The organism is Nocardia sp., assembly GCF_025465275.1.
Taxonomy (GTDB): Bacteria; Actinomycetota; Actinomycetes; order Mycobacteriales; family Mycobacteriaceae; genus Nocardia.
This window is the reverse complement of sequence record NZ_JAODNK010000049.1, coordinates 37133-56417: the sequence shown is the minus strand read 5'-3', so window position 1 is coordinate 56417 and position 19285 is coordinate 37133. Positions and strand designations below refer to the sequence as shown.

General features: G+C 67.2%; 21 protein-coding genes. 11 read left to right on the top strand and 10 right to left on the bottom strand.

Annotated elements, in window-relative coordinates; all coding sequences use genetic code 11:
* Nucleotides 1-55: 55 nt before the first annotated feature.
* Nucleotides 56-1696 (top strand): glucose-6-phosphate isomerase, encoded by a 1641-nt coding sequence (gene pgi / locus JWN03_RS10725; protein WP_297613371.1) that lies wholly within the window; start codon nucleotides 56-58, stop codon nucleotides 1694-1696.
* Nucleotides 1697-1730: 34 nt separating this feature from the next.
* Here pgi and JWN03_RS10720 read toward each other — a convergent pair whose 3' ends face one another.
* Both JWN03_RS10720 and JWN03_RS10715 read right to left on the bottom strand, forming a co-directional pair.
* Nucleotides 1731-2081 carry a DoxX family protein gene (locus JWN03_RS10720; protein WP_297613369.1) on the bottom strand — a complete coding sequence of 117 codons (351 nt, stop codon included), beginning with the start codon at nucleotides 2079-2081 and terminating at the stop codon, nucleotides 1731-1733.
* Between the two features lie 64 nt (nucleotides 2082-2145).
* Nucleotides 2146-3564, bottom strand: a complete 1419-nt coding sequence (locus JWN03_RS10715) for a DUF1731 domain-containing protein (protein WP_297613367.1) — start codon at nucleotides 3562-3564, stop codon at nucleotides 2146-2148.
* A gap of 231 nt (nucleotides 3565-3795) precedes the next feature.
* Here JWN03_RS10715 and JWN03_RS10710 point away from each other — a divergent pair, with 231 nt between their 5' ends.
* Together JWN03_RS10710 and JWN03_RS10705 are read left to right on the top strand one after the other, a co-directional pair.
* Nucleotides 3796-4203: a DUF3224 domain-containing protein gene (locus JWN03_RS10710; RefSeq protein ID WP_297613365.1), complete on the top strand. Its 408-nt coding sequence runs from the start codon at nucleotides 3796-3798 to the stop codon at nucleotides 4201-4203.
* A 3-nt stretch (nucleotides 4204-4206) separates the two neighbouring features.
* Entirely contained in the window at nucleotides 4207-4941 is a 735-nt protein-coding gene (locus JWN03_RS10705) for an SDR family NAD(P)-dependent oxidoreductase (RefSeq protein WP_297613363.1), read from the top strand.
* A gap of 18 nt (nucleotides 4942-4959) precedes the next feature.
* Here JWN03_RS10705 and JWN03_RS10700 read toward each other — a convergent pair whose 3' ends face one another.
* On the bottom strand, nucleotides 4960-6045 hold the full coding sequence (locus JWN03_RS10700; RefSeq protein ID WP_297613361.1) for a CaiB/BaiF CoA transferase family protein: 1086 nt from the start codon (nucleotides 6043-6045) through the stop codon (nucleotides 4960-4962).
* Between the two features lie 183 nt (nucleotides 6046-6228).
* Between JWN03_RS10700 and JWN03_RS10695 the strand changes: the two genes are divergently transcribed.
* Nucleotides 6229-6420 (top strand): DNA-binding protein, encoded by a 192-nt coding sequence (locus tag JWN03_RS10695; RefSeq protein ID WP_297613359.1) that lies wholly within the window; start codon nucleotides 6229-6231, stop codon nucleotides 6418-6420.
* Between the two features lie 112 nt (nucleotides 6421-6532).
* On the opposite strand, the gene JWN03_RS10690 is transcribed toward JWN03_RS10695, so the two are convergent.
* Together JWN03_RS10690 and JWN03_RS10685 are read right to left on the bottom strand one after the other, a co-directional pair.
* Nucleotides 6533-8155: an acyl-CoA dehydrogenase family protein gene (locus tag JWN03_RS10690; RefSeq protein ID WP_297613357.1), complete on the bottom strand. Its 1623-nt coding sequence runs from the start codon at nucleotides 8153-8155 to the stop codon at nucleotides 6533-6535.
* A 12-nt stretch (nucleotides 8156-8167) separates the two neighbouring features.
* Entirely contained in the window at nucleotides 8168-8779 is a 612-nt protein-coding gene (locus JWN03_RS10685; protein ID WP_297613355.1) for a TetR/AcrR family transcriptional regulator, read from the bottom strand.
* A 108-nt stretch (nucleotides 8780-8887) separates the two neighbouring features.
* On the opposite strand from JWN03_RS10685, the gene JWN03_RS10680 reads away from it, so the two are divergent.
* Both JWN03_RS10680 and JWN03_RS10675 read left to right on the top strand, forming a co-directional pair.
* On the top strand, nucleotides 8888-9661 hold the full coding sequence (locus JWN03_RS10680; RefSeq protein ID WP_297613353.1) for a crotonase/enoyl-CoA hydratase family protein: 774 nt from the start codon (nucleotides 8888-8890) through the stop codon (nucleotides 9659-9661).
* A 125-nt stretch (nucleotides 9662-9786) separates the two neighbouring features.
* Nucleotides 9787-11031: a hypothetical protein gene (locus JWN03_RS10675; RefSeq protein ID WP_297613352.1), complete on the top strand. Its 1245-nt coding sequence runs from the start codon at nucleotides 9787-9789 to the stop codon at nucleotides 11029-11031.
* A gap of 57 nt (nucleotides 11032-11088) precedes the next feature.
* On the opposite strand, the gene JWN03_RS10670 is transcribed toward JWN03_RS10675, so the two are convergent.
* From JWN03_RS10670 to JWN03_RS10660, 3 genes are all read right to left on the bottom strand, one after another.
* Nucleotides 11089-11511, bottom strand: a complete 423-nt coding sequence (locus tag JWN03_RS10670) for a type II toxin-antitoxin system VapC family toxin (RefSeq protein WP_297613350.1) — start codon at nucleotides 11509-11511, stop codon at nucleotides 11089-11091.
* Nucleotides 11508-11825: a type II toxin-antitoxin system Phd/YefM family antitoxin gene (locus tag JWN03_RS10665; RefSeq protein WP_297613348.1), complete on the bottom strand. Its 318-nt coding sequence runs from the start codon at nucleotides 11823-11825 to the stop codon at nucleotides 11508-11510. Before JWN03_RS10665 ends, JWN03_RS10670 begins: the two co-directional genes overlap by 4 nt.
* 101 nt (nucleotides 11826-11926) lie before the next feature.
* On the bottom strand, nucleotides 11927-12634 hold the full coding sequence (locus JWN03_RS10660) for a pyridoxamine 5'-phosphate oxidase family protein (protein ID WP_297613346.1): 708 nt from the start codon (nucleotides 12632-12634) through the stop codon (nucleotides 11927-11929).
* An 86-nt stretch (nucleotides 12635-12720) separates the two neighbouring features.
* On the opposite strand from JWN03_RS10660, the gene JWN03_RS10655 reads away from it, so the two are divergent.
* The 5 genes from JWN03_RS10655 (at nucleotide 12721) to JWN03_RS10635 (ending at nucleotide 17424) form a co-directional block, all read left to right on the top strand.
* Entirely contained in the window at nucleotides 12721-13407 is a 687-nt protein-coding gene (locus JWN03_RS10655; protein WP_297613344.1) for a DUF4184 family protein, read from the top strand.
* Nucleotides 13408-13487: 80 nt separating this feature from the next.
* Complete coding sequence (locus JWN03_RS10650) at nucleotides 13488-14054, top strand: alpha/beta hydrolase (RefSeq protein WP_297613342.1); 567 nt, start codon at nucleotides 13488-13490, stop codon at nucleotides 14052-14054.
* A gap of 90 nt (nucleotides 14055-14144) precedes the next feature.
* Entirely contained in the window at nucleotides 14145-15599 is a 1455-nt protein-coding gene (gene pdxR / locus JWN03_RS10645) for a MocR-like pyridoxine biosynthesis transcription factor PdxR (RefSeq protein WP_297613340.1), read from the top strand.
* The gene (locus JWN03_RS10640; protein ID WP_297613338.1) at nucleotides 15596-15841 is read left to right on the top strand and encodes a DUF2630 family protein; all 246 of its coding nucleotides are present in this window, start codon (nucleotides 15596-15598) and stop codon (nucleotides 15839-15841) included. The genes pdxR and JWN03_RS10640 overlap by 4 nt, the downstream gene beginning before the upstream one ends.
* A gap of 71 nt (nucleotides 15842-15912) precedes the next feature.
* Nucleotides 15913-17424: a carboxylesterase/lipase family protein gene (locus tag JWN03_RS10635; RefSeq protein WP_297613336.1), complete on the top strand. Its 1512-nt coding sequence runs from the start codon at nucleotides 15913-15915 to the stop codon at nucleotides 17422-17424.
* A gap of 1 nt (nucleotide 17425) precedes the next feature.
* Here JWN03_RS10635 and JWN03_RS10630 read toward each other — a convergent pair whose 3' ends face one another.
* Nucleotides 17426-18292 carry a DNA-formamidopyrimidine glycosylase family protein gene (locus JWN03_RS10630; RefSeq protein WP_297613334.1) on the bottom strand — a complete coding sequence of 289 codons (867 nt, stop codon included), beginning with the start codon at nucleotides 18290-18292 and terminating at the stop codon, nucleotides 17426-17428.
* A gap of 209 nt (nucleotides 18293-18501) precedes the next feature.
* Entirely contained in the window at nucleotides 18502-19266 is a 765-nt protein-coding gene (gene cobF / locus JWN03_RS10625; RefSeq protein ID WP_297613332.1) for a precorrin-6A synthase (deacetylating), read from the bottom strand.
* Nucleotides 19267-19285 lie beyond the last annotated feature (19 nt).

The window sequence follows — 19285 nt, the reverse complement described above, 5'->3', positions numbered from 1 at the left end:
GTGAGTTACCTGGCTTACCTGCGGGTAGCGGCGGCGGGTTGTAACCTCGGCGGACGTGAGCAGCGACATCACCGCATCGGCGGCCTGGCGGAAACTGCACGACCATCATGCGTCCGTCGCCGGACGTCATCTGCGCGAATTCTTCGCCGAGGACCCCGAGCGCGGGCGTGAGCTGACCGTGCAGGCGGCCGACCTGCGCATCGACTATTCCAAGCACCGGGTCACCCGCGAGACGCTCGATCTGCTGATCGAATTGGCGGAAACCGCTGGGGTGCAGGGCCATCGTGATGCCATGTTCGCGGGCGAGCACATCAATACCTCCGAGGACCGCGCGGTCGAGCATGTGGCGCTGCGGGTTCCGGCGGGGGAGGTGGTGCCGGTGGACGGCGCCGATGCCGGTGCGCAGGTGCACGAGGTGCTCGGCCGCATGGGTGCGTTCACCGATGCGGTGCGTTCCGGGCAGTGGCGCGGCGCGACGGGCGAGCGCATCACGGCAGTGGTGAATATCGGTATCGGTGGTTCGGATCTGGGTCCGGCCATGGTGTACCTGGCGCTGCGGCACTATGCCGATGCCGGGATCTCGGCGCGCTTCGTATCGAATGTCGATCCGGCGGATCTGGTTTCGAAGCTGGCCGGTCTGGATCCGGCGACCACGCTGTTCATTGTGGCGTCCAAGACCTTCTCCACCCTGGAGACGCTGACCAATGCGACGGCGGCCCGCCGCTGGCTGGTCGCGAGCCTCGGCGAGGGGGCGGTGGCCAAGCATTTCGTCGCGGTCTCCACGCATGAGCAGCGGGTGTCGGAGTTCGGCATCGATACCGCGAATATGTTCGGCTTCTGGGATTGGGTCGGCGGCCGCTATTCGGTGGATTCGGCCATCGGCCTGTCGGTGATGACGGTGATCGGCAAGGAGCGGTTCGCCGAGTTCCTCGATGGCATGCACCGGATGGACGAGCATTTCCGCACCGCACCGCCGGCCGAGAACGCGCCGCTGCTGCTGGGCCTGCTCGGCGTCTGGTACTCGAATTTCTTCGGCGCGCAGTCGCGGGCCGTGCTGCCGTATTCCAATGATCTGGCGCGTTTTCCGGCGTATCTGCAGCAGTTGACCATGGAGTCCAACGGCAAGTCGGTGCGCGCGGACGGCACACCGGTGACCACGTCGACCGGTGAAATCTTCTGGGGCGAGCCCGGAACCAACGGCCAGCACGCGTTCTACCAACTGCTGCACCAGGGTACGCGGCTGGTGCCTGCCGATTTCATCGGATTCGCCCAGCCCACAGACGATCTGCCGACCATTGACGGCACCGGCAGCATGCACGACATCCTGGTCAGCAATCTCGTCGCGCAGACGAAGGTGCTGGCGTTCGGTAAGACGGCAGAGGAGATCATCGCCGAAGGCACCGATCCGAAGCTGGTGCCGCATAAGGTGATGCCGGGCAATCGCCCCTCCACCGCCATTCTGGCGCCGAAGCTCACGCCCTCGACGCTGGGCCAGCTCATTGCGCTGTACGAGCACCAGGTGTTCGTGGAAGGCGCGATCTGGGGTATCGACAGTTTCGATCAGTGGGGTGTGGAGCTGGGTAAGCAGCAGGCGCTCGCCGTGGCGCCGCTGCTGACGTCGACCGAAGAGCCTGCTCCGCAATCGGATTCGTCCACCGACGAGCTGATCCGCTGGTATCGCGCCCGCCGGCTCTGATTCGATGAGCCGTCCGGATGTACCCGGGCGGCGGTCAGACCGCGAGGGCGAGCACCAGCGAGGCGATTGCGAAGGCCAGGAACAGGACCGGGAAGGCGATATTGTGGACCACCCGGGTCCACAGGTGCAGGATCACCGCGCATACGAAGAACACCGTCAGGCCCGCCGCCGCGGCAATTCCCAGCGGCCGCAGGCCCAGCAGCCCGGCCAGCAGGCCGATCGCCCCTGCGGCCTTGGCCACGCCGAGCATCGGCAGCCAGGAGACGGGCACCCGAACCTCGGCTGTGTTCTGCCGGACGAAGTCGGCCTTGATAATGGTCGCGACCCCCTCGAAGCCATTGGCCACGAGGGTGATGAGTGTGACGACGAGGTAGGCGATGAACATGCCCACAGCCTCGCCAATCTCGCGGAAACCTGCCAATACCTGTTGTCATAACCAAAAGTTATGACTACTTCCCCTTATTCACCCGCTCCGGGAGCAGGTCGGTCAGCGCCTCGTCGAGGGTCGGATACCGGAAGCGGAATCCCGCCTGGCGCAATACCTCCGAGGTGGCGTGGCGTCCGGTGAGACCGAGCGCCGCATCGGTGCGCAGGAAGACCGCGCCGATGGCGAGCGCTGCGGCGGGCGTGGGCGGCGACCAGGGGCGGCGCAATTGGCGGCGCAGTGCGGCCATGAGCTCCCGATTGCGCACCGGGAAGTCGGTGGCCGCCACCACGATTCCGTTCGGCAGCTCCACGGTCGGGTCGAGGCCGAGGGCGGCGCGGACGATGCCGAGCCAGTCGTCGAGGTGAATCCAGCTGAACCACTGCGTCCCCGGGCCGACACTGCCGCCCAGGCCGGCCTTGGTCAGGCTCACCAGTCGCTTCATGGCCGGGGCATCCGGATCGAGCACGATCGAGGTGCGCAGGATGGTCCAGTGCGTGGCATTCGCGCCCGCGCCCCCGCCCTCGCCCTGGAAAGCGCGCTCCCAGGGTTCGGCCACTCCGGTCATCTGCGGCAGCCCCGGATCGGGCAGCGGAGTGGTTTCGGTACAACGGATTTCGCCGGCATCGGCCCAGATGGCGGTGGTGCTGGCCTGCACCCAGTAATCGATGGGCCGCTCCAGGGTCTTCGAGGCATCGACGAGCGCCTGCGTGGAATCGACTCGGCTGCGGCGCAATTCGGCGACATTGCGGGCGGTGGGCCGGCAGTCGACAAGCTTACCCGCGAGATTGATGACCGCGGTGCGTCCCGGGTTCCGCAGTGCGGTAACCCATTCGCCGACGCTGCGGCCGTCCCATTCGAATTGTGCGTAGGGCAGCTCCGGCACCGCGCGGCGGGTGAGAATGCGCACTCGCTGCCCGCGACAGGTCAGATCGGCGGCCAGGGTGCGGCCCAAGGCGCCGGTGCCACCGGCGATTACGACGGTGAGCGCATCCTCGACCGGCCGCAGTCCGGCGAGGCGGGCCAGCCGGGCGAAGCAGGTGTGCGCGTCGGTCTGCAACAGCTGACCGACCACCTTGCGTGCGAGGGCTGCCGATCCGCCGCTGAAGGTGAGCCGCTGCGCCAGTTCGGTGCCGCCGTCGCGCGGAGTCAGGGTCCAGCGCAGTCGCATGAGGCCGGCGGGCTCGGGCTGCTCGAGGGTGAGTTCACGCTCGGGCACGAAGGTGGCGATGGTGAAGGGTGCGGCGAGCCGCCCGTGCACCGCCTCGTTGACGCGCCCGCGCGGCAGGTAGTCACCGGTGACGCCGACACCAGGTGCAGCGTGCAGGGTCACCGCCGTGACGGCCGGATTCCAGTCGGGCCAGCGGGCCGGATCGCCGAGCACTGCCCAGAGCCGCTCGGGCGGGAGGGCGATCCATTGGGTGTACGTCGTTGTACGAGGCATGCACTGACGCTATAACCGGGCCGCGCGGACCGGAACGTGGGCTTGGTCGCACCCGCCCGCTCCCGGCCCGGATATGAAGCGCGACACCGCGCTGCGGGGAGCCGTCGTGGATCGATAATCCTGGCTTCTCGATAGTGGGGAATTCTCCGGTTGACAGTGTGGGAGCATGCGGCGGATGCTCGGCACGACCTGGTGACGGGCCGGGTCCTGTATGAGCGAAAAGAGATAGCGATGACCGCGAAAACCCGTGTCGAAGCGGCGATTACAGTTCACAAGTACGAGCCGTCCGTCTACGAGGAGCCCGCTGCGGGCCCGGTGCTGAGCAAGATCCATGTGGAGGAGAGCTTCAGCGGCGGTATCGAGGGCGACGGCGTTGTCGAATTCCTGCAGTCCGGCAATGCCGACGGCACCGCCAGCTTTGTCGGCATCGAGCGCATCACCGGCTCGGTGGACGGCAAGTCCGGCACATTCCTGCTGCAGGACAATGGAACTGTCGCCGATAACATCGTGAGCGGCGACTGGTTCGTGGTGCCGGGCTCCGGCACCGGCGATCTGACCGGACTGCGTGGCACGGGCGGCTTCCGTGCCAATCTCGGTGAGGGCGCGCAGGTCTGGCTCGAGTACTGGTACGAGGGATGAGCTTTGTCGTCTAACAAGACCGCACTGATCACCGGCGCCGCCACCGGAATCGGGCTGTCCATTGCGGAAACCCTGGCGGCACAGGGTGTACGGGTCGCCATCAATCACCCGCACACCCCCGATCTCGCCGACGACGCGGTCGCGAAGATCGTGGCGGACGGCGGGCAGGCGCTCGCGCTGGCCGCGGATGTGCGTGATCGCGACGAGTACACGGCCATGATCGACCAGCTGCTCGGCACCTGGGGGCAGTGGGACATCCTGGTCAACAATGCGGCCGTGGCCATTACCAAGCCGTTCGCGGAGATCACCTCCGAAGAGTTCGATCTGAGCTACGCCGTGAACGTCAAGGGCGTCTTTCACGGTATGCAGCTGGCCTGGCAGCACATGGCCGACCGCGGCCGGATCATCACCATCTCCAGCTCCACCACCGCCCTCATGCTGCCCGGTTATGCCGTGTACGACTCCACCAAGGGTGCGGTCGAGCAGCTCACGCACATTCTGGCCCGGGAGTTCGGGCCGCGCGGGATCACCGTGAACGCGGTCAGCCCGGGCGCCACCGAGACCGAGACCTATCGCCTCGGTAAGAGCGATGAGTTCCTGTCCCGGCTCGAAGATATGAGCGTCTTCGGACGGCTCGGGCAGCCGAGCGAAATCGCTGCTGTCGTAGCATTCCTCGCCACCGACGCGGCGGGTTGGGTTACCGCGCAGAACATTCGGGTCAACGGCGGTACCGCTTAGCGACTACGCCCGCTCCCGCTACGTCCAGACCTCGCTTATCGGGGTGAGATCGGTCGGCGCGGGGGCGGGCACCGCCGATGGCGTGCGGGAGAAGCGGGGCGCGGGGGCGGGCTGGCGGATCCCGTCCACATCGACGAGGGAACCGCGGGCGTGCAGGTGCTCGTCCTCGGCGGCGTCGGTCCAGCTGCGCACCGGCGTGACGCAGGCATCGACATCGTCGAAGAGTTCGCACCACTGCGCCTGGGTCTTGGAAGCGAACTTGTCGGTGAAGGTCTTACGCAGGATCTCCTGCCCGGCCGGATCCATCTGCTGCGGAAGCGATTCCGGATCCAGTTCGAGGACGCGCAGCAGCTCCGCGTAGAACTGGGGCTCGAAGGCGCCGACCGCCATATGCTTGCCGTCGGCGGTGGAATAGGTGTCGTACCAAGCCATTCCGGTATCGAGCAGATTGGTGCCGCGCTCGTCGGACCAGTGGCCGCCCTGATGCAGGCTCCAGATGGAGTGCGCCAGTGTCAGTACGCCGTCCACCATGGCGGCATCGACCACCTGCCCCTGGCCGGAGCGCTGCCGTTCGAGCAGTGCGGCCATGATGCCGAGGACCAGGAAGACCGAGCCGCCGCCGTAATCACCGAGCAGGTTGATCGGCGGCACCGGCCGCTCACCCTTACGCCCGATACCGTGCAGGGCACCCGTGAGCCCGATGTAATTGATGTCGTGCCCGGCCCGCTGCGACCGCGGCCCCTCCTGGCCCCACCCGGTCATCCGGCCGTACACGATGCGCGGATTGCGCGCGTGCACCTGCTCCGGCCCGAGTCCGAGCCGTTCGGCCACGCCCGGGCGGAAGCCCTCGATCAGCACATCGGCCTTGTCGATGAGCCCGAGCACCTCTTCCACCGCCGCCGGATCCTTGAAATCGGCTGCCACGAACCGGCGTCCGCGCATCTGCGCCCGCATGGGCCCGAATCCCGACCGATCCCCCGGCCGCTGTACCCGGACCACATCGGCGCCCAGATCGGCCAGCATCATCCCCGCGTGCGGACCGGGACCGATGCTCGCCAGCTCGATGACCCGAATGCCCTCCAGCGGACCCCGCGATGCGCTCAACGTCTACCCCTCGTGGTTCTCGGAACGAATATCCCTGGAGTAGAACACGTGACAGATTTATCTGCCACCCCCAACCACTCCGGCTGGTAGAGCCACCAAATATGCGACTGAACATACGGCAATCAGCACAATGCACGCGCCGGTTCAGCCCATACGCAGCCGGGCGCGCATAGGCTGCCCCACATGAGCGATTCGCCCCTCCCGCGCGGCATCGGAGCCCCCGCGACCCGAGCCCTCACCGCCGCCGGATACCACCAGCTCGAGCAGTTGGCCGGAGTATCAGCCGATGGACTGCTCGCCCTGCACGGCGTGGGGCCGAAGGCGATCCGCCTCCTGCGGGAGGCGCTGGCAGCCGAAGGACTCGACCTGAGCTGACGACCGCCACCCCGTCATTCCCGCATGCTTTTGGCGGGACTCCACCGGGATCGGCCGAGCAACCCCGGGTGTGGATCCCGGCCGAAAGCGCGCCGGGATGACGGGTACAGCGTCAGTTGACGTACGCGCGCTCGAGGATTGCCTCGGTGTCGACGCCGGTCGGCAGGGTGCCGAAGGCGATGCCCCAGTCGCCGCCGAATCGGGTGGCGCAGAAGGCATCCGCCACGGCCTGGTTGCCGTGCCGGACCAGCTGCGAGCCCTGCAGCACCAGTGCCATGAGCTCCACGACGCGGCGGGACCGGTATTCGATATCGCTCAGATCGGTGAGTTCCTTGCCGATCCGGTCGATGGCGGTGTCCAGGTGCGCGTTCGCACCGCGGGCCAGCGACACCTCGTCGAAGTACGCCTGCACGCTTTCGGGCTGACGAGCCATGGCGCGCAAGGCATCCAGCGCCGCCACATTGCCGGAGCCTTCCCAGATGGACATGAGCGGCGCCTCGCGGTACAGCCGCGGCATGCCGGACTCCTCCACATAACCATTGCCACCCAGGCATTCCAGGGCTTCGGCGGCATGTGCGGGCGCGCGCTTGCACACCCAATACTTGGTGACCGCCAAGGCAATTCGGCGCAGTGCCGCTTCGGCCGGATCGGTGGCGGCGCGATCGGTGGCGCCGGCCAGCCGCATCATGACGGTGGTGGCGGCCTCCGATTCGATCACCAGATCGGCCAGCACATTGCGCATGGCGGGCTGGTCGATCAGGGTGGCGCCGAAGGTATTTCGGTGCCGGGCGTGATGCACGGCGTGCACAACTCCGGCCCGCATGCCGGTGGCCGAGCCGATGACGCAGTCCAGCCGGGTCATATTGACCATTTCGATAATGGTCTTCACGCCCGCGCCCTCGGCGCCGACCAGCCAGCCGATCGCGTTCTCGTACTCGACCTCCGAGGAGGCATTGGACTTGTTGCCCAGCTTGTCCTTGAGCCGTTGCAGCCGAAGGGCATTGCGCGATCCGTCCGGCAGCACGCGCGGCAGCAGGAAGCAGGACAGGCCACCGGGAGCCTGCGCGAGGGTCAGGAACATATCCGACATGGGCGCGGAGGTGAACCACTTGTGGCCCACGATCAGGTACGTCCCGTCGGGAAGCGGTGTGGCCGTGGTGGTATTGGCGCGGACGTCGGAGCCGCCCTGCTTCTCCGTCATCGACATACCGGCGATGAGACCGGCCTTGGTCGACGGTTCCCGCAGGCCGTAGTCGTAGACGCGGGAGGCCAGCAGCGGCTCGAAGCGCGCCGAGAGCTCCGGATTGTGCCGCAGCGCAGGCACTACCGCGTAGGTCATGGAGATCGGGCACATATGCCCGGCATCGGACGAACCCCAGACGGAGAACTTGGCGGCCCGCGCCGTATGCACACCGGGCCGATCGTCCTGCCACGGCGAACCGTGCAGCCCGTGTGTCACAGCCACATTCATCAGCTCGTGCCAGTACGGATGGAACTCGACCTCGTCGATGCGATTGCCGTAGCGGTCGTGCGTGTGCAGGATCGGCGGGTTCTCATTGGCCACCCGCCCCCACTCCTGCGCCTCGACTCCGCCTGCGAGAGCGCCGAGTTCGCGCACCTCCCCCTCGGCCCAGCCCGCGCCTTCCCGGTGCAGTCCCTCGAGCAGTGCGGGGTTGCGGGAATTGTCGAAGGGCACCAGGTTCGGCACCTGATTGAACACATCATGCGTATGCATGCGAGGGACTCCTTATTCCTGGGGCACGCCGAGCGCGCGCAGCGCGAAGGCGACAAGTTCGGGCACCACCGACTCACTCTCCAACTGTTCGGCGAGCGGTCCGACCAGCACCTCGCCGATGGCGCCGACCAGTGCGGTGGCGCTGGTGCGCGGATCCTGCGGCGGTAGTTGGCCGATGGCCACGCCTTCGGCGATCGCGGATTCGAAGGTCTCGGCGAAGGCCCGCCGGAACCGCAACCGCTCCGCGTCGACGGCGGCATCCACCGGTTCCGCGAGCAGCACATAGGCCAGTTTGGGGTTCTTGAGGGCGCGACCGGCGAAGGTTTCCACCGCCGCCGTGACCCGCTCCCGCGCGGTCTTGCCCGCGCCGGCGGTGCTGCCTGCCGCGGCGACTGCGGCGACCTCGCCGGTGACCACCTCACGGAAGACCGCCGTCACCAATTCGGCTTTGCCACTGAAGGTTTTGTACACGGTGCCGGTGGCGACCGCGGCCTCGGCGGCGACGGCGGCCATGGACAGTCCGGCGAAGCCGTCGCGGGAGAGCACCGTCATGGCGGCCCGCACGATCGACCCGGCCTGGGCGTCGAGGCGGGCTTGCACAGCGGGGGTTCTGCGATAGGCCACGCAAGAAGTGAACCACGTATTCATTTCTTGACGCAAGCCCTCCCGTCGCCCACCACCACCCTCAACGGAGACGCTTTCGCGTCGCTGTGCCCGTTCGATATACGGCGTATGGTCGAGCCCGTGAGCGTACGAGTCGAACGCAATGGCCCCGTGACCACCGTGATCCTGCATCGCCCTCAGGCCCGCAATGCCGTCGATGGACCCACCGCCCAGGCCCTCGCCGATGCCTTCCGCGAATTCGATGCCGATCCCACCGCCGCGGTCGCCGTGCTCTGGGGCGACGGCGGCACCTTCTGTGCCGGCGCCGACCTGAAGGCCCTCGGCACCGAGAACTCCAATCACGCGGCCGAGGACGGCGACGGCCCCATGGGCCCGACCCGCATGCAGCTGTCCAAACCGGTGATCGCCGCCGTTTCCGGCTACGCGGTCGCCGGCGGCCTGGAACTCGCCCTCTGGTGTGATCTGCGAGTTGCCGAGCAGGACAGCACCTTCGGCGTCTTCTGCCGCCGCTGGGGCGTCCCCCTCATCGACGGCGGCACCGTCCGCCTGCCGCGCATTATCGGCACCGGCCGCGCCATGGACCTGATCCTCACCGGCCGCGCCGTCGGAGCCCCCGAGGCGTTGCAGATCGGCCTGGTCACCCAGGTCGTCGCCAATGGCGAATCCCGCAGGGCCGCAGAGGAACTCGCCGCACAACTCGCGGCCCTCCCGCAGACCTGCCTGCGCTCGGACCGCATGTCGGTCCTGGAGCAGGACGGCCTCACCGAAACCGCGGCCATCACCAACGAATTCCAGCACGGCCTGAAAGCCCTGATGGACGGCGCCCTCGACGGCGCCCAGCGCTTCACCTCCGGCGCCGGCCGCCACGGCCAGGCCACGTAGGTAGACGCAGGCGCGGCCCACCGGTACCGGTCGGACTCGACACCGGCGAGCATGGATCCGAAGTGGGCGCTGCCCTCGATCACGGCCCGCGCGGCTCACAGGTGCGGCCGGTAGTCTGCCCTGCAATGAATCGGCTGAGTGTGGTGGACGAAATGTTCTTGCGGGCGCATCGGGGCATGGGTACCCCGATCGCTCTGCAGGGGCTGTGGCGTACCGCCGATCCGGTCGATGCGGAGCTGGCCGGGCGGATTCACGAGGCTTTGCGGGTCGGGCCGCTGGGGCGGCGCGTCACCCGGGCCCGGGTGCCCGGGGCGCGACCGCGCTGGCAGCAGACGGCGTGGGCGCATCCGCTCCGTATATCGGAGCAGCCGATTCCGGCCGCCGCACTGCTGGATTGGGCCGATGCGCAGGGCGGCGAGCTCGATCCTTCGCTGGGGCCCGGCTGGCGATTGTCGGCCACGGCGCTCCGGGAGGGCGGCTCCGTACTGTCACTGACGTGTTCGCACGCGCTGGCGGACGGGCGGGCACTGACCCTGGCCATCGATCATGCGCTGGCCGGTACGCCCCTGGCGGCACCGATTGCGGGACACTCGGATTGGGCCGATGCCCGGCGGCAGTGGGCGACAGTTCTCGGCGGTACGACGCGCGCTCTGCGCCGCGGTCTCCCCGCGCGCCCGGCCCCGGCCGCCGAGCGGAAGGTAGTGCTCGCAGCCGATTACACGGGGCCGACCACCCGCAGCGCCATCCTGCAGGTGTCTGCCCGCGAATGGAGCCGAGTGGCGGTCGCCCATGACGGCACGGCCAACAGCCTTTTTGTCCACCTGATCGCGAATATGCTGTGGGACAGTGGATTTACCGCACCCGCCCTCGCCGCCAGTCTGCCGGTGGACACCCGCGACGAACCCCGCGTCGACAATGACATGGCCATGACGGAGATCGCGATCACCCGCCACGACACTCCCTCCACCCTGCGCCGCAAGGCCCGCGCGGCCTACGAGTACCGCATGACCAGCCCCGGCAGCATTCCGGAGGAACTCCTGCAGGTCATCCCCGACCGCTGGGCCCACGCCCTGGCCAAGGGCGCAGGCGAGCGAGACATCCTGTGCTCCAACATCGGAACTCTCCCCGACTCCCTGCTCTCCCTCGGCCCGCACCCCTGCACCGGCGTAGCCGCCCGAGCCATCCACCCGGGCCTGCGCGCCGACAACCTCCCCCGCACCCGCCTCTCCGGCTACCTCACCCGCATAGCCGACACCTACAGCCTGTCACTGGTAAGCCTGGACCCCGAAGCCATCCCGACGGCAGCCGCCCTCACCGCCCTCGCCCACAAGACCCTGACAGAACTCGGCCTCGACGTAATCAGCTGGTAGACCGATCTCTGTTCGCGCATCGCGACCCATGATGCACGGGCGCGAACCCGTTGCAGCTCAATGATTATCGGGATGAGTGACTTTCACCAAAGAGACGAGGCCTTCCAAACCCCGGAAGTCGTCCGGGTTGACGGTGAAGAGCGGAAGACTGTGGACCGAAGCAATGGCGGCGATCATAAGGTCGACCCGTCTCGGCTTCGGGCTTCGACCGGCGGCGAGTACCGAGGCGACGATGTGGCCGTACCGCCGCGCTGCCCGTGTGTCGAAGGGCAGCGGTTCGAACAGTGCTTCCGCGTTCTGTACCCGCTCGATCCGCCGTGCGCGTTCATCAGGTTGGTCTGTGTAATGCGGCCCCGCGGCGAGCTCTGCCATAGTGATGGAACTGATCACCATCTCGCTGGGCAACTCGTCCGGATTCAGATGTTCGACAAGAATCAACACATTCGTATCGACGAGGCCCCGTTCGTACGCCGATGTCATTCAGCGTCCTCCGCTGCGAACTGTCCACGACGGTGCGCACGATCGTAGGGATCGTAGATCGAGTCATCGACGTATTGCGCGACGTCGTCCCCCGGCCTCGAAGCATCGGACAACCCGCCGAAGGCTAGAACGACCTCCTCACGTGGGACTGCGGTACGCCGACGGGCATTCCGGTGCGGGACGAGGTCCGCGACCGGTGTTCCGTCGACCGTGATGGTGTAGGACCGACCCGCCCGGACCTCTCGGAGCACCCGGCTGGCGTCGTTTCGGAGTTCCCGCTGAGGAATCTCCGGCAGTTCCGCTGCGCTCGCCATATGTTCACCATAGTGGAGTGCCTACAAGACTGCTACACGTTTACTACGGCCGATAGCGATCTGCGGCCGGGTCGACATCGACCGCCGTGCCCATCGAGCAGCTAACCGGCTACGCGGATTTCGGGTTCGGATCGGGAGCGGAGGTAGCGATCACGAACGTGGTCGGGTACCGCGATTCCCGCTTCCAGATCAGCCGAGGAAATCGGCGCATCCCACACCTGCCGCAGCGGCAGCACACCCGCCCACACCCCGCCCGCCTCGATATCGGCGGCATCGTCGCGCGGATCACCGGTGCGGACCTTCACCGACGCCTCGGTGAGATCGAGCGCCAGCACCATGGTCGCGGCCATCTCCTTCTTATTGGGTGGCCGCACCACATCCCATGCGCCCGGAGCCGAGTGCTCGACAATGATCCGCAGCGCACGCATGCGCTCCGCCGCATCGGTGAGTTCGACCGGCCGCGCGTGGATTACGGCCGACCGGTAGTTCATGGAGAAGTGCATGGCCGCACGGGCGTAGATCAAACCATCCACATGTGTGACGGCGATCGACACATCGCCGGTCATGGCGGCACGAAGATTGCCGGCGCCGGTGGAGCCGTGCAGATACAGGGTGTCGCCGTCCCGGCCGTAGATCGTGGGAATGACGACCGGACTGCCGCCGAGCACAACGCCCAGGTGGCAGAGCAGTCCCGCGTCGAGGATCGCATCCAGCTCGGCGCGGTCGGTGGCTCCGCGCTCCTTCGCACGGGTGAGCGCACTGCGCGAGGTAGGCGACAATGGGGTCCGGTGGGAGGCTGACTCGGTCATACGACCAGCATCATCGACGGAATGGCATTACTGAATAGCCAATTCCATACAAGATCCAAGGACCACTTCTCGGGGGATACTTTTCGGTGCCGTTCACGCTCGCCCACCCCGCTGCCATACTCCCGCTGCGCCGAGCACTCTGGTTTCCCGGCCTGGTCGCAGGCAGTATCGCACCGGATATCCCCTACTACATCCCGGTCGGAGCCGAGGCGGAATTCACCCACTCCCTCCTCGGATTGCCCCTCGATCTGATACTCGGAATGTCCCTACTGATACTCGCCTGGTTGGTCCACCGGCCCCTGCTGGCCCTGCTCGGCAAGTCGGCAACACCACCTCGAACCACCCCCTGGCGCGCAACACTGGCCATTCCGGTCGGCGCCCTCACCCACCTCGCATGGGATTCCTTCACCCATACGAACGGTATTGCGGTGCGGCACTGGGAGATACTGCGGGAATCCGTCATAGGACCACACCGCGTCTACAACGTATTCGGCTACATCTCCTCGGCCGCAGGCGTCCTCATACTCACCTGGTACGCCGCCCGCTGGTACCGCGCTTCCGCCCCGGCTCCGCCAGCACCACAACGCAATTGGATCCTGACCGGACTCCTGCTGGCAGCCGTGATCGGCGCACTGCTCGCAAGCTCCGACCCCATCGTCCACGTGAGTCTCTACGACTGCGTCCGCCATCTACTGGTCGCCGCCACCCAAGGCGCCGTCCTGACTTTCACCGCCTGGGCAGCAGTCCACACCACACTCGAGCGCACCCGCTGACAATCTCCACGTGACCGATCGCTGTCTCGCCAACCACGAAAACGCTGCAATATCATACGTTTTGAACATCACCGGGGGCCTTGTTCACCAGACTCCTGGCCGGCGGCGGCAATCCCGACGCCGAAGACCGTGCTCTCCCAGTGGGACTCGATCACGCCCTCGACCTCGGCCACATCGGCGTGATCGGCCACTCGTCCGGTGGATATGCTGCCATCCAGGCTATGCACGATTACCAACGCATCGGAGCCGCAATCGATCTGGACGGTCAGATCGGGGTGGACGAGGATTTCGGCAGCGCCGCCACCGAGGGCGTCGACCGCCCGGTCCTGGTCATGACGAGCCGGCAGATCGAGCAGGTCGGCGACGCCAATCTTTCCCTTGGCACCCTCTGGCAGCACGGCACGGGCTGGAAACGTCAACTGACCATGAGCAATTCGGCCCACTACGACTACACGGACATGCCGCTGCCGGTTCCGGAAGTCGCCCGTCCCGCCGCCAAGACCTACGTCGGCCCCATTCCAGCCGCCCGCTCCGCGGCCCTCGCCCACACCTACATTGCCGCCATATTCGACAAGTTCCTTCGTCATCGCACCGGTACCCCGCTCGACCAGTCCCCGGCCGAACCCGAAATCAGCGTGATCCGCTGACTCGCCGCCCGGCCATGTGAGGCCAGGAGGCGCTGAAACAAGTGGCAAGCTGTAGTTGCCCAGTTTCCGGACTTCCAGGAGGCCACTTCCATGGGAACCGCCACCAAAAAATGGGGGGCCCGGATCGATTCCGCCGCGCGGGCCTCGATCAACCCGTCGGTCCTGGTCGATGATCTGCCGTTCGGGGTCGATCGGGAGTCCGATGTGCCGCTGGCGGTGCAGGTGGCGGACGGGCTGCGGGGAGCGGCTACGACCGGGACCCTGCGGGGTGGGGATCGGTTGCCGTCGTCTCGGGAGTTGGCGACTCGGCTGGGAGTGAGCCGGACGGTGGTCACCGCCGCCTACGACCAATTGCACGCCGAGGGCTGGTTGAGTGGGCGGCACGGATCGGGGACATACCTGACTGCTTCGCCGCAGCCGGTAGCCGAGCGGGCGACCGCCGGGCAGCGGGCGAATCCGCTCAGCGGGCTACTGGATCTGGGTGCGGGCGCACCGTGCATCGAGACCATCGATCGGGCGGCGTGGCGGCGGGCGTGGCGCACGGCCTCGGACCGAACTCCCCTGGTGCGCAAGGATCGTGCGGGTGAGCCCGACTATCGCGAGGCCGTGGCCGAGCATCTGCTGCGGCACCGCGGGCTGGGTGCGGGCAGCAGCAGTGCGGTGCTGGCCACCTCCGGAACCAGTGCCGCGGTGGCCGAACTCGCGGCGGCGCTGCTGCGGCCGGGAGATGTGGTGGCGTTCGAGGATCCGGGGTACACCCGCGCCGCCGGCGCCTTCACCGTGGCGGGTGTGCGGCTGGTCCCCATCCAAGTCGATACGGACGGGCTGCGCGTCGATCTGCTGCCGCCCGATACCAAGGCGGTGTATTGCACTCCCGCACACCAGTTCCCACTCGGCGCGCGTATGCCCGCCGCCCGTCGCATCGAGCTCATCGAATTCGCCCGTCGCACCGGCGCTCTCGTCATCGAAGACGACTACGACGGCGAATTGCGTTACGACACAGCTCCTTTACCCCTGCTCGCGACCCTCGCACCGGAGTATGTCGTGCATCTGGGCACCACCAGCAAGATCCTCACTCCGACCCTCGGCATCGGCTGGCTGGTCGCCGCCCCGAACGTGGTCGATGCCGTTCTCACCCATCGTGAACTCACCGGCACCGGCCCGGCCCCCGCCGGTCAGCAGGTGGTCGCCGCCTTCGCCCGGCACGGCGACCTGGCTCGCCATCTGCGCCGGCTGCGCCGGGAGATGCCGCTCCGCCGCGCCTTGGTCGTCGAAGAACTGCGCAGCCACGGCCTCGGGGTGAGCGGCGATGACGCGGGCTCACACCTGGTGGTCCCGCTGGCCTCGGCCACCCAGGAGGACCGGGCCATCGCCGCCGCCCGCGAGGCCGGCGTCTATCTGGACGGGCTGGGCCGCCATCACCTCGGCACCCGACACACCTTCGGCATCGCGCTCGGTTATGCCGCCCTGTCCAGGGCAGACCTGCCGGTCGCGGTGCGCTCGGCGGGGGCAGCGCTGGCGCGGGTCGTACACTCGAGCCCATGAGCGAACAGGACATCCTCGCGCGTATCAAAACCCTGGTAGATCAGGAGCATGAGCTCCGCTCCCAGAGCAGTCAGGGCGAGATCGACCCGGAGACCGAGCGTCGCCAGCTCGCCGAACTCGAGGTCATGCTGGACCAGTGCTGGGATCTGCTGCGCCAGCGCCGCGCCCGCCTCGACCAGGGCCGCAACCCCAACGAGGCGCAGCCCAACTCGGCCCATCAGGTCGAGGGCTACCTGCAGTAGTCACGGCCTCTCGCCCAGACTGGCCGAATTTGCCCGTATTACCCGGCCGCACGCACCGCTACCATCGGTAAATGGTGGCAACGATAGACATCAAGACCGCTGACGGTGTCGTCCGCGGTTCCGAGGGCCGCCGCGTTTCACGCTGGCGGTCCATTCCTTTTGCGGCGCCCCCGGTGGGCGATTTCCGCTTCCGGGCGCCACAGCCCGTCCGGCCGTGGAGCGGGGTGCGCGACGCCACCGAATTCGGTTTCGCCGCAATGCAGCATCGCCGGGGCGCGCAGATCGGACCGCGGCAGCAGCAGCCGACCGGCGAGGACTGCCTGACGCTCAATATCACCGCGCCGAAAACGCCCTCGACCAAGCCGCGACCGGTCATGGTGTTCATTCACGGCGGCGGATATTTCATCGGCACCTCCGCACTGGGGTTGTATTCCGGCGCCCGGCTGGCACTGCTCGGCGATGTGATCGTGGTATCGATGAACTATCGGCTCGGCGCGTTCGGATATGTCGATTTCAGCGAATTCTCCACGCCCGCACACCCATTCGAGTCCAATCTGGGGCTGCGCGATCAGGTCGCGGCGCTGGAGTGGGTGCAGGCCAATATTGCCGCCTTCGGCGGTGATCCGGGCAATGTGACGATCTTCGGCGAATCGGCCGGTGCGCACGCCGTGCTCGCGCTCATGGCCACGCCCGCCGCGGCGGGGCTCTTCCACCGGGGCATTTCACAGAGTCCGCCCGCCGACTGGGGTCCCTCCCAGGCCGATGCGAAACTGTTCGCGCGCCGCTGTATCGACAAGCTCGGGGCGAGCACCGACGATGCCGCCGATGCGCTGCTTTCCGCCCGCCCCAACGATATTCGCCGTGCGGTCGACCGCGCCGTCAACGAAGTCATGCACACCCAGCCGGGCATTTTCCCCGCGGCACCGCTGATCGACGGGGATTTCCTGCCGCAGTCCATTGTCGAGGCTTTCACCAGCGGCGCCGCGCATCGGGTACCGCTGATCATCGGCACCAATCGGGACGAGGGCACGCTCTTCGTCCGCTTCGACGACACGCTCCCCACCACACCCGATCGCATTCGCACACTGCTGCGGCAGGCGGGCGGCGATGCCGAATCCCGGGTCATCGCAGCCTATCCCGGCTTCCCGGGCCGCAAGGTCACCGTCCGGATGGGCGGCGACTTCACCTTCTGGCGCCCGGCGGTCGAAGTAATGGAGGGCCACAGCCGGTACGCCCCCACCTACGCCTACCGTTACGACTTCGCCCCGCGCGCAGTACAACTCGCCGGTTTCGGCGCGACACATGCGCTCGATCTGCTGCCGGTCTTCGGCGCCACCAATACCCCGGTCGGCCGTGCCCTGACGGCGGCGGGCGGCGGGCGCGGCTTCCACTCGGTAACCCGCCAATTCCAAGATAATTGGCTCTCCTTCGCGCGCACGGGTGCACCGCGCTCGAACTGGCCCGCCTACACCGAAGACCAGCGCGCCACCATGATCATCGACCACCCGTTCCGCGTGGAGAACGACCCCGATAAGGCGAAACGTCTTGCCTGGCAGGGAGTTCACATCCCCGCACTGGTCTGAACTACTTGAGTAGCCTCGACATCCGGCGGTCGGCGAGAATCTTGCCGCCGGTTTGGCAGGTCGCGCAGTACTGGAACGACTTGTCCACATAGGCGACTTCACGAACCGTATCGCCGCAGACCGGGCACGGCAGACCGGTGCGGCCGTGCACCTGCATGCCGGAACGCTTCTCGCCCTTGAGCCGAGCCGCATCCTGCCCGACCGAGCGCGCTATGGCATCGGAGAGCGAGGCGCGCATGGCGGAGTACAGCCGCCCCACCTGCTCCGGGTCCAATCCCGAGGACGTCGCGAACGGCGAGAGTTTCGCGGTATGCAGAATCTCGTCGGAGTAGGCATTGCCGATGCCCGCCAGCACCGTCTGATCGGTGAGCGCATTCTTGATCCGCTGCGAGGTGCCCTTCAGCAGCTCCGCGAATTCGGGCTCACTCACCGCCATGGCATCGGGCCCGAGCCGCGCGATGCTCGGCACCAGCTGCGGATCGGAAACTATCCACACCGCCAGCCGCTTCTTGGTCCCTGCCTCGGTGAGATCGAACGCCGGCGTATCCCCCTCGGGCGTGAAGAAGTGCACCCGCAGCGCCAACGGCCCCTTCCCCGGCTTCGGCGGCGAGGCGCTCGGCTGATCGATCCACCGCAGCCACCCGCCCCGCGACAAATGGGTGATCAACCACAGCCCGTCACAATCCAACCCGAGATGCTTCCCCCAATGCCCCGCCCCCGTGACATCACGCCCCGACAGCGCGGTCACCGGTGGATCGAACGTCTTCAGCACACTCAGTGCCGCCACATCGACCCGTCCCACAACCGCGCCCACCGCATGCACGCCCAAAAACTGCTCGAGCGCCACAATCTCCGGCAATTCAGGCACCCCCGCAGCCTACCCACCACCCCTGACAACCTCGATCAGCCACAGCGTGCCCATGTTCTACCGCGTCGTCGACACCAACTTCAAAGCGGCCTTCTTCACCTACGGAAGCCTCGTACATCAATGGCCAAGATCTTCTGGTCGACGGCGGCCTGACCACCGTCACCTCCGCCCCTCAGATCTGACCACCACCCTGCGGAAGGCCGAGGGACCTACCCGTTGCGACGCAGCAGGTACGTATCCATGATCCAGCCCTTGGCTTCTCGCAGTGCGGCACGGCGACGCGTGATGCGTCCCTCCACGACCCGCAGCGGGCCCTCGATGACGGTCTCGTCTGGCATCCCGAGATACGCGCCCCACCAGATGTAGATGTCGTCACCCGGCACCTGCGTGAAAGAGCAGTCACTGTCGAGCATGACGAGCGTCGACTGCCCCGAAGCCAGTCCCTCTTCACGCAGTCGCCGCCCGGTGGTGATGTGCAGCGGCTCGCCGATCTCGTGCAGCACCATGCGATGCGCGGCGGCCAGCGCCTGCACACTCGTGATCCCGGGAATCACCTCGTATTCGAATCCGACCCGCCCGCGTTCGAGCACCCGCTCGACCACCCGCAGCGTGCTGTCGTACAGCGACGGGTCACCCCATACGAGAATCGCGCCGACACCCTCGGTCCGGGCGAAGGCCTGTTCCAGCAGCGCGGCCCGCGCCTCGTGCCAGTCCTCGACAACACCCCGATACGCCGCATCGGCCCCGGTGCCCGGCACGGTTCGATCGCGTGGCGGATCCAGGATTTCCACCACCTGATGGGCATGATCCGCGTACTCGGCGAGGATGGTGGCGCGCACGTCCACCAGCTCCTGTTTCTCGGCTCCCTTGCCGATGACGAAGAACACGTTTGTCCGGCGCATCGCCTTGACGGCCTGCACCGTCACCTGGTCCGGATCGCCGGCGCCGATTCCGATCACATAGAGCTTCCGCACGGTGCGTAAGCTTGCCAGG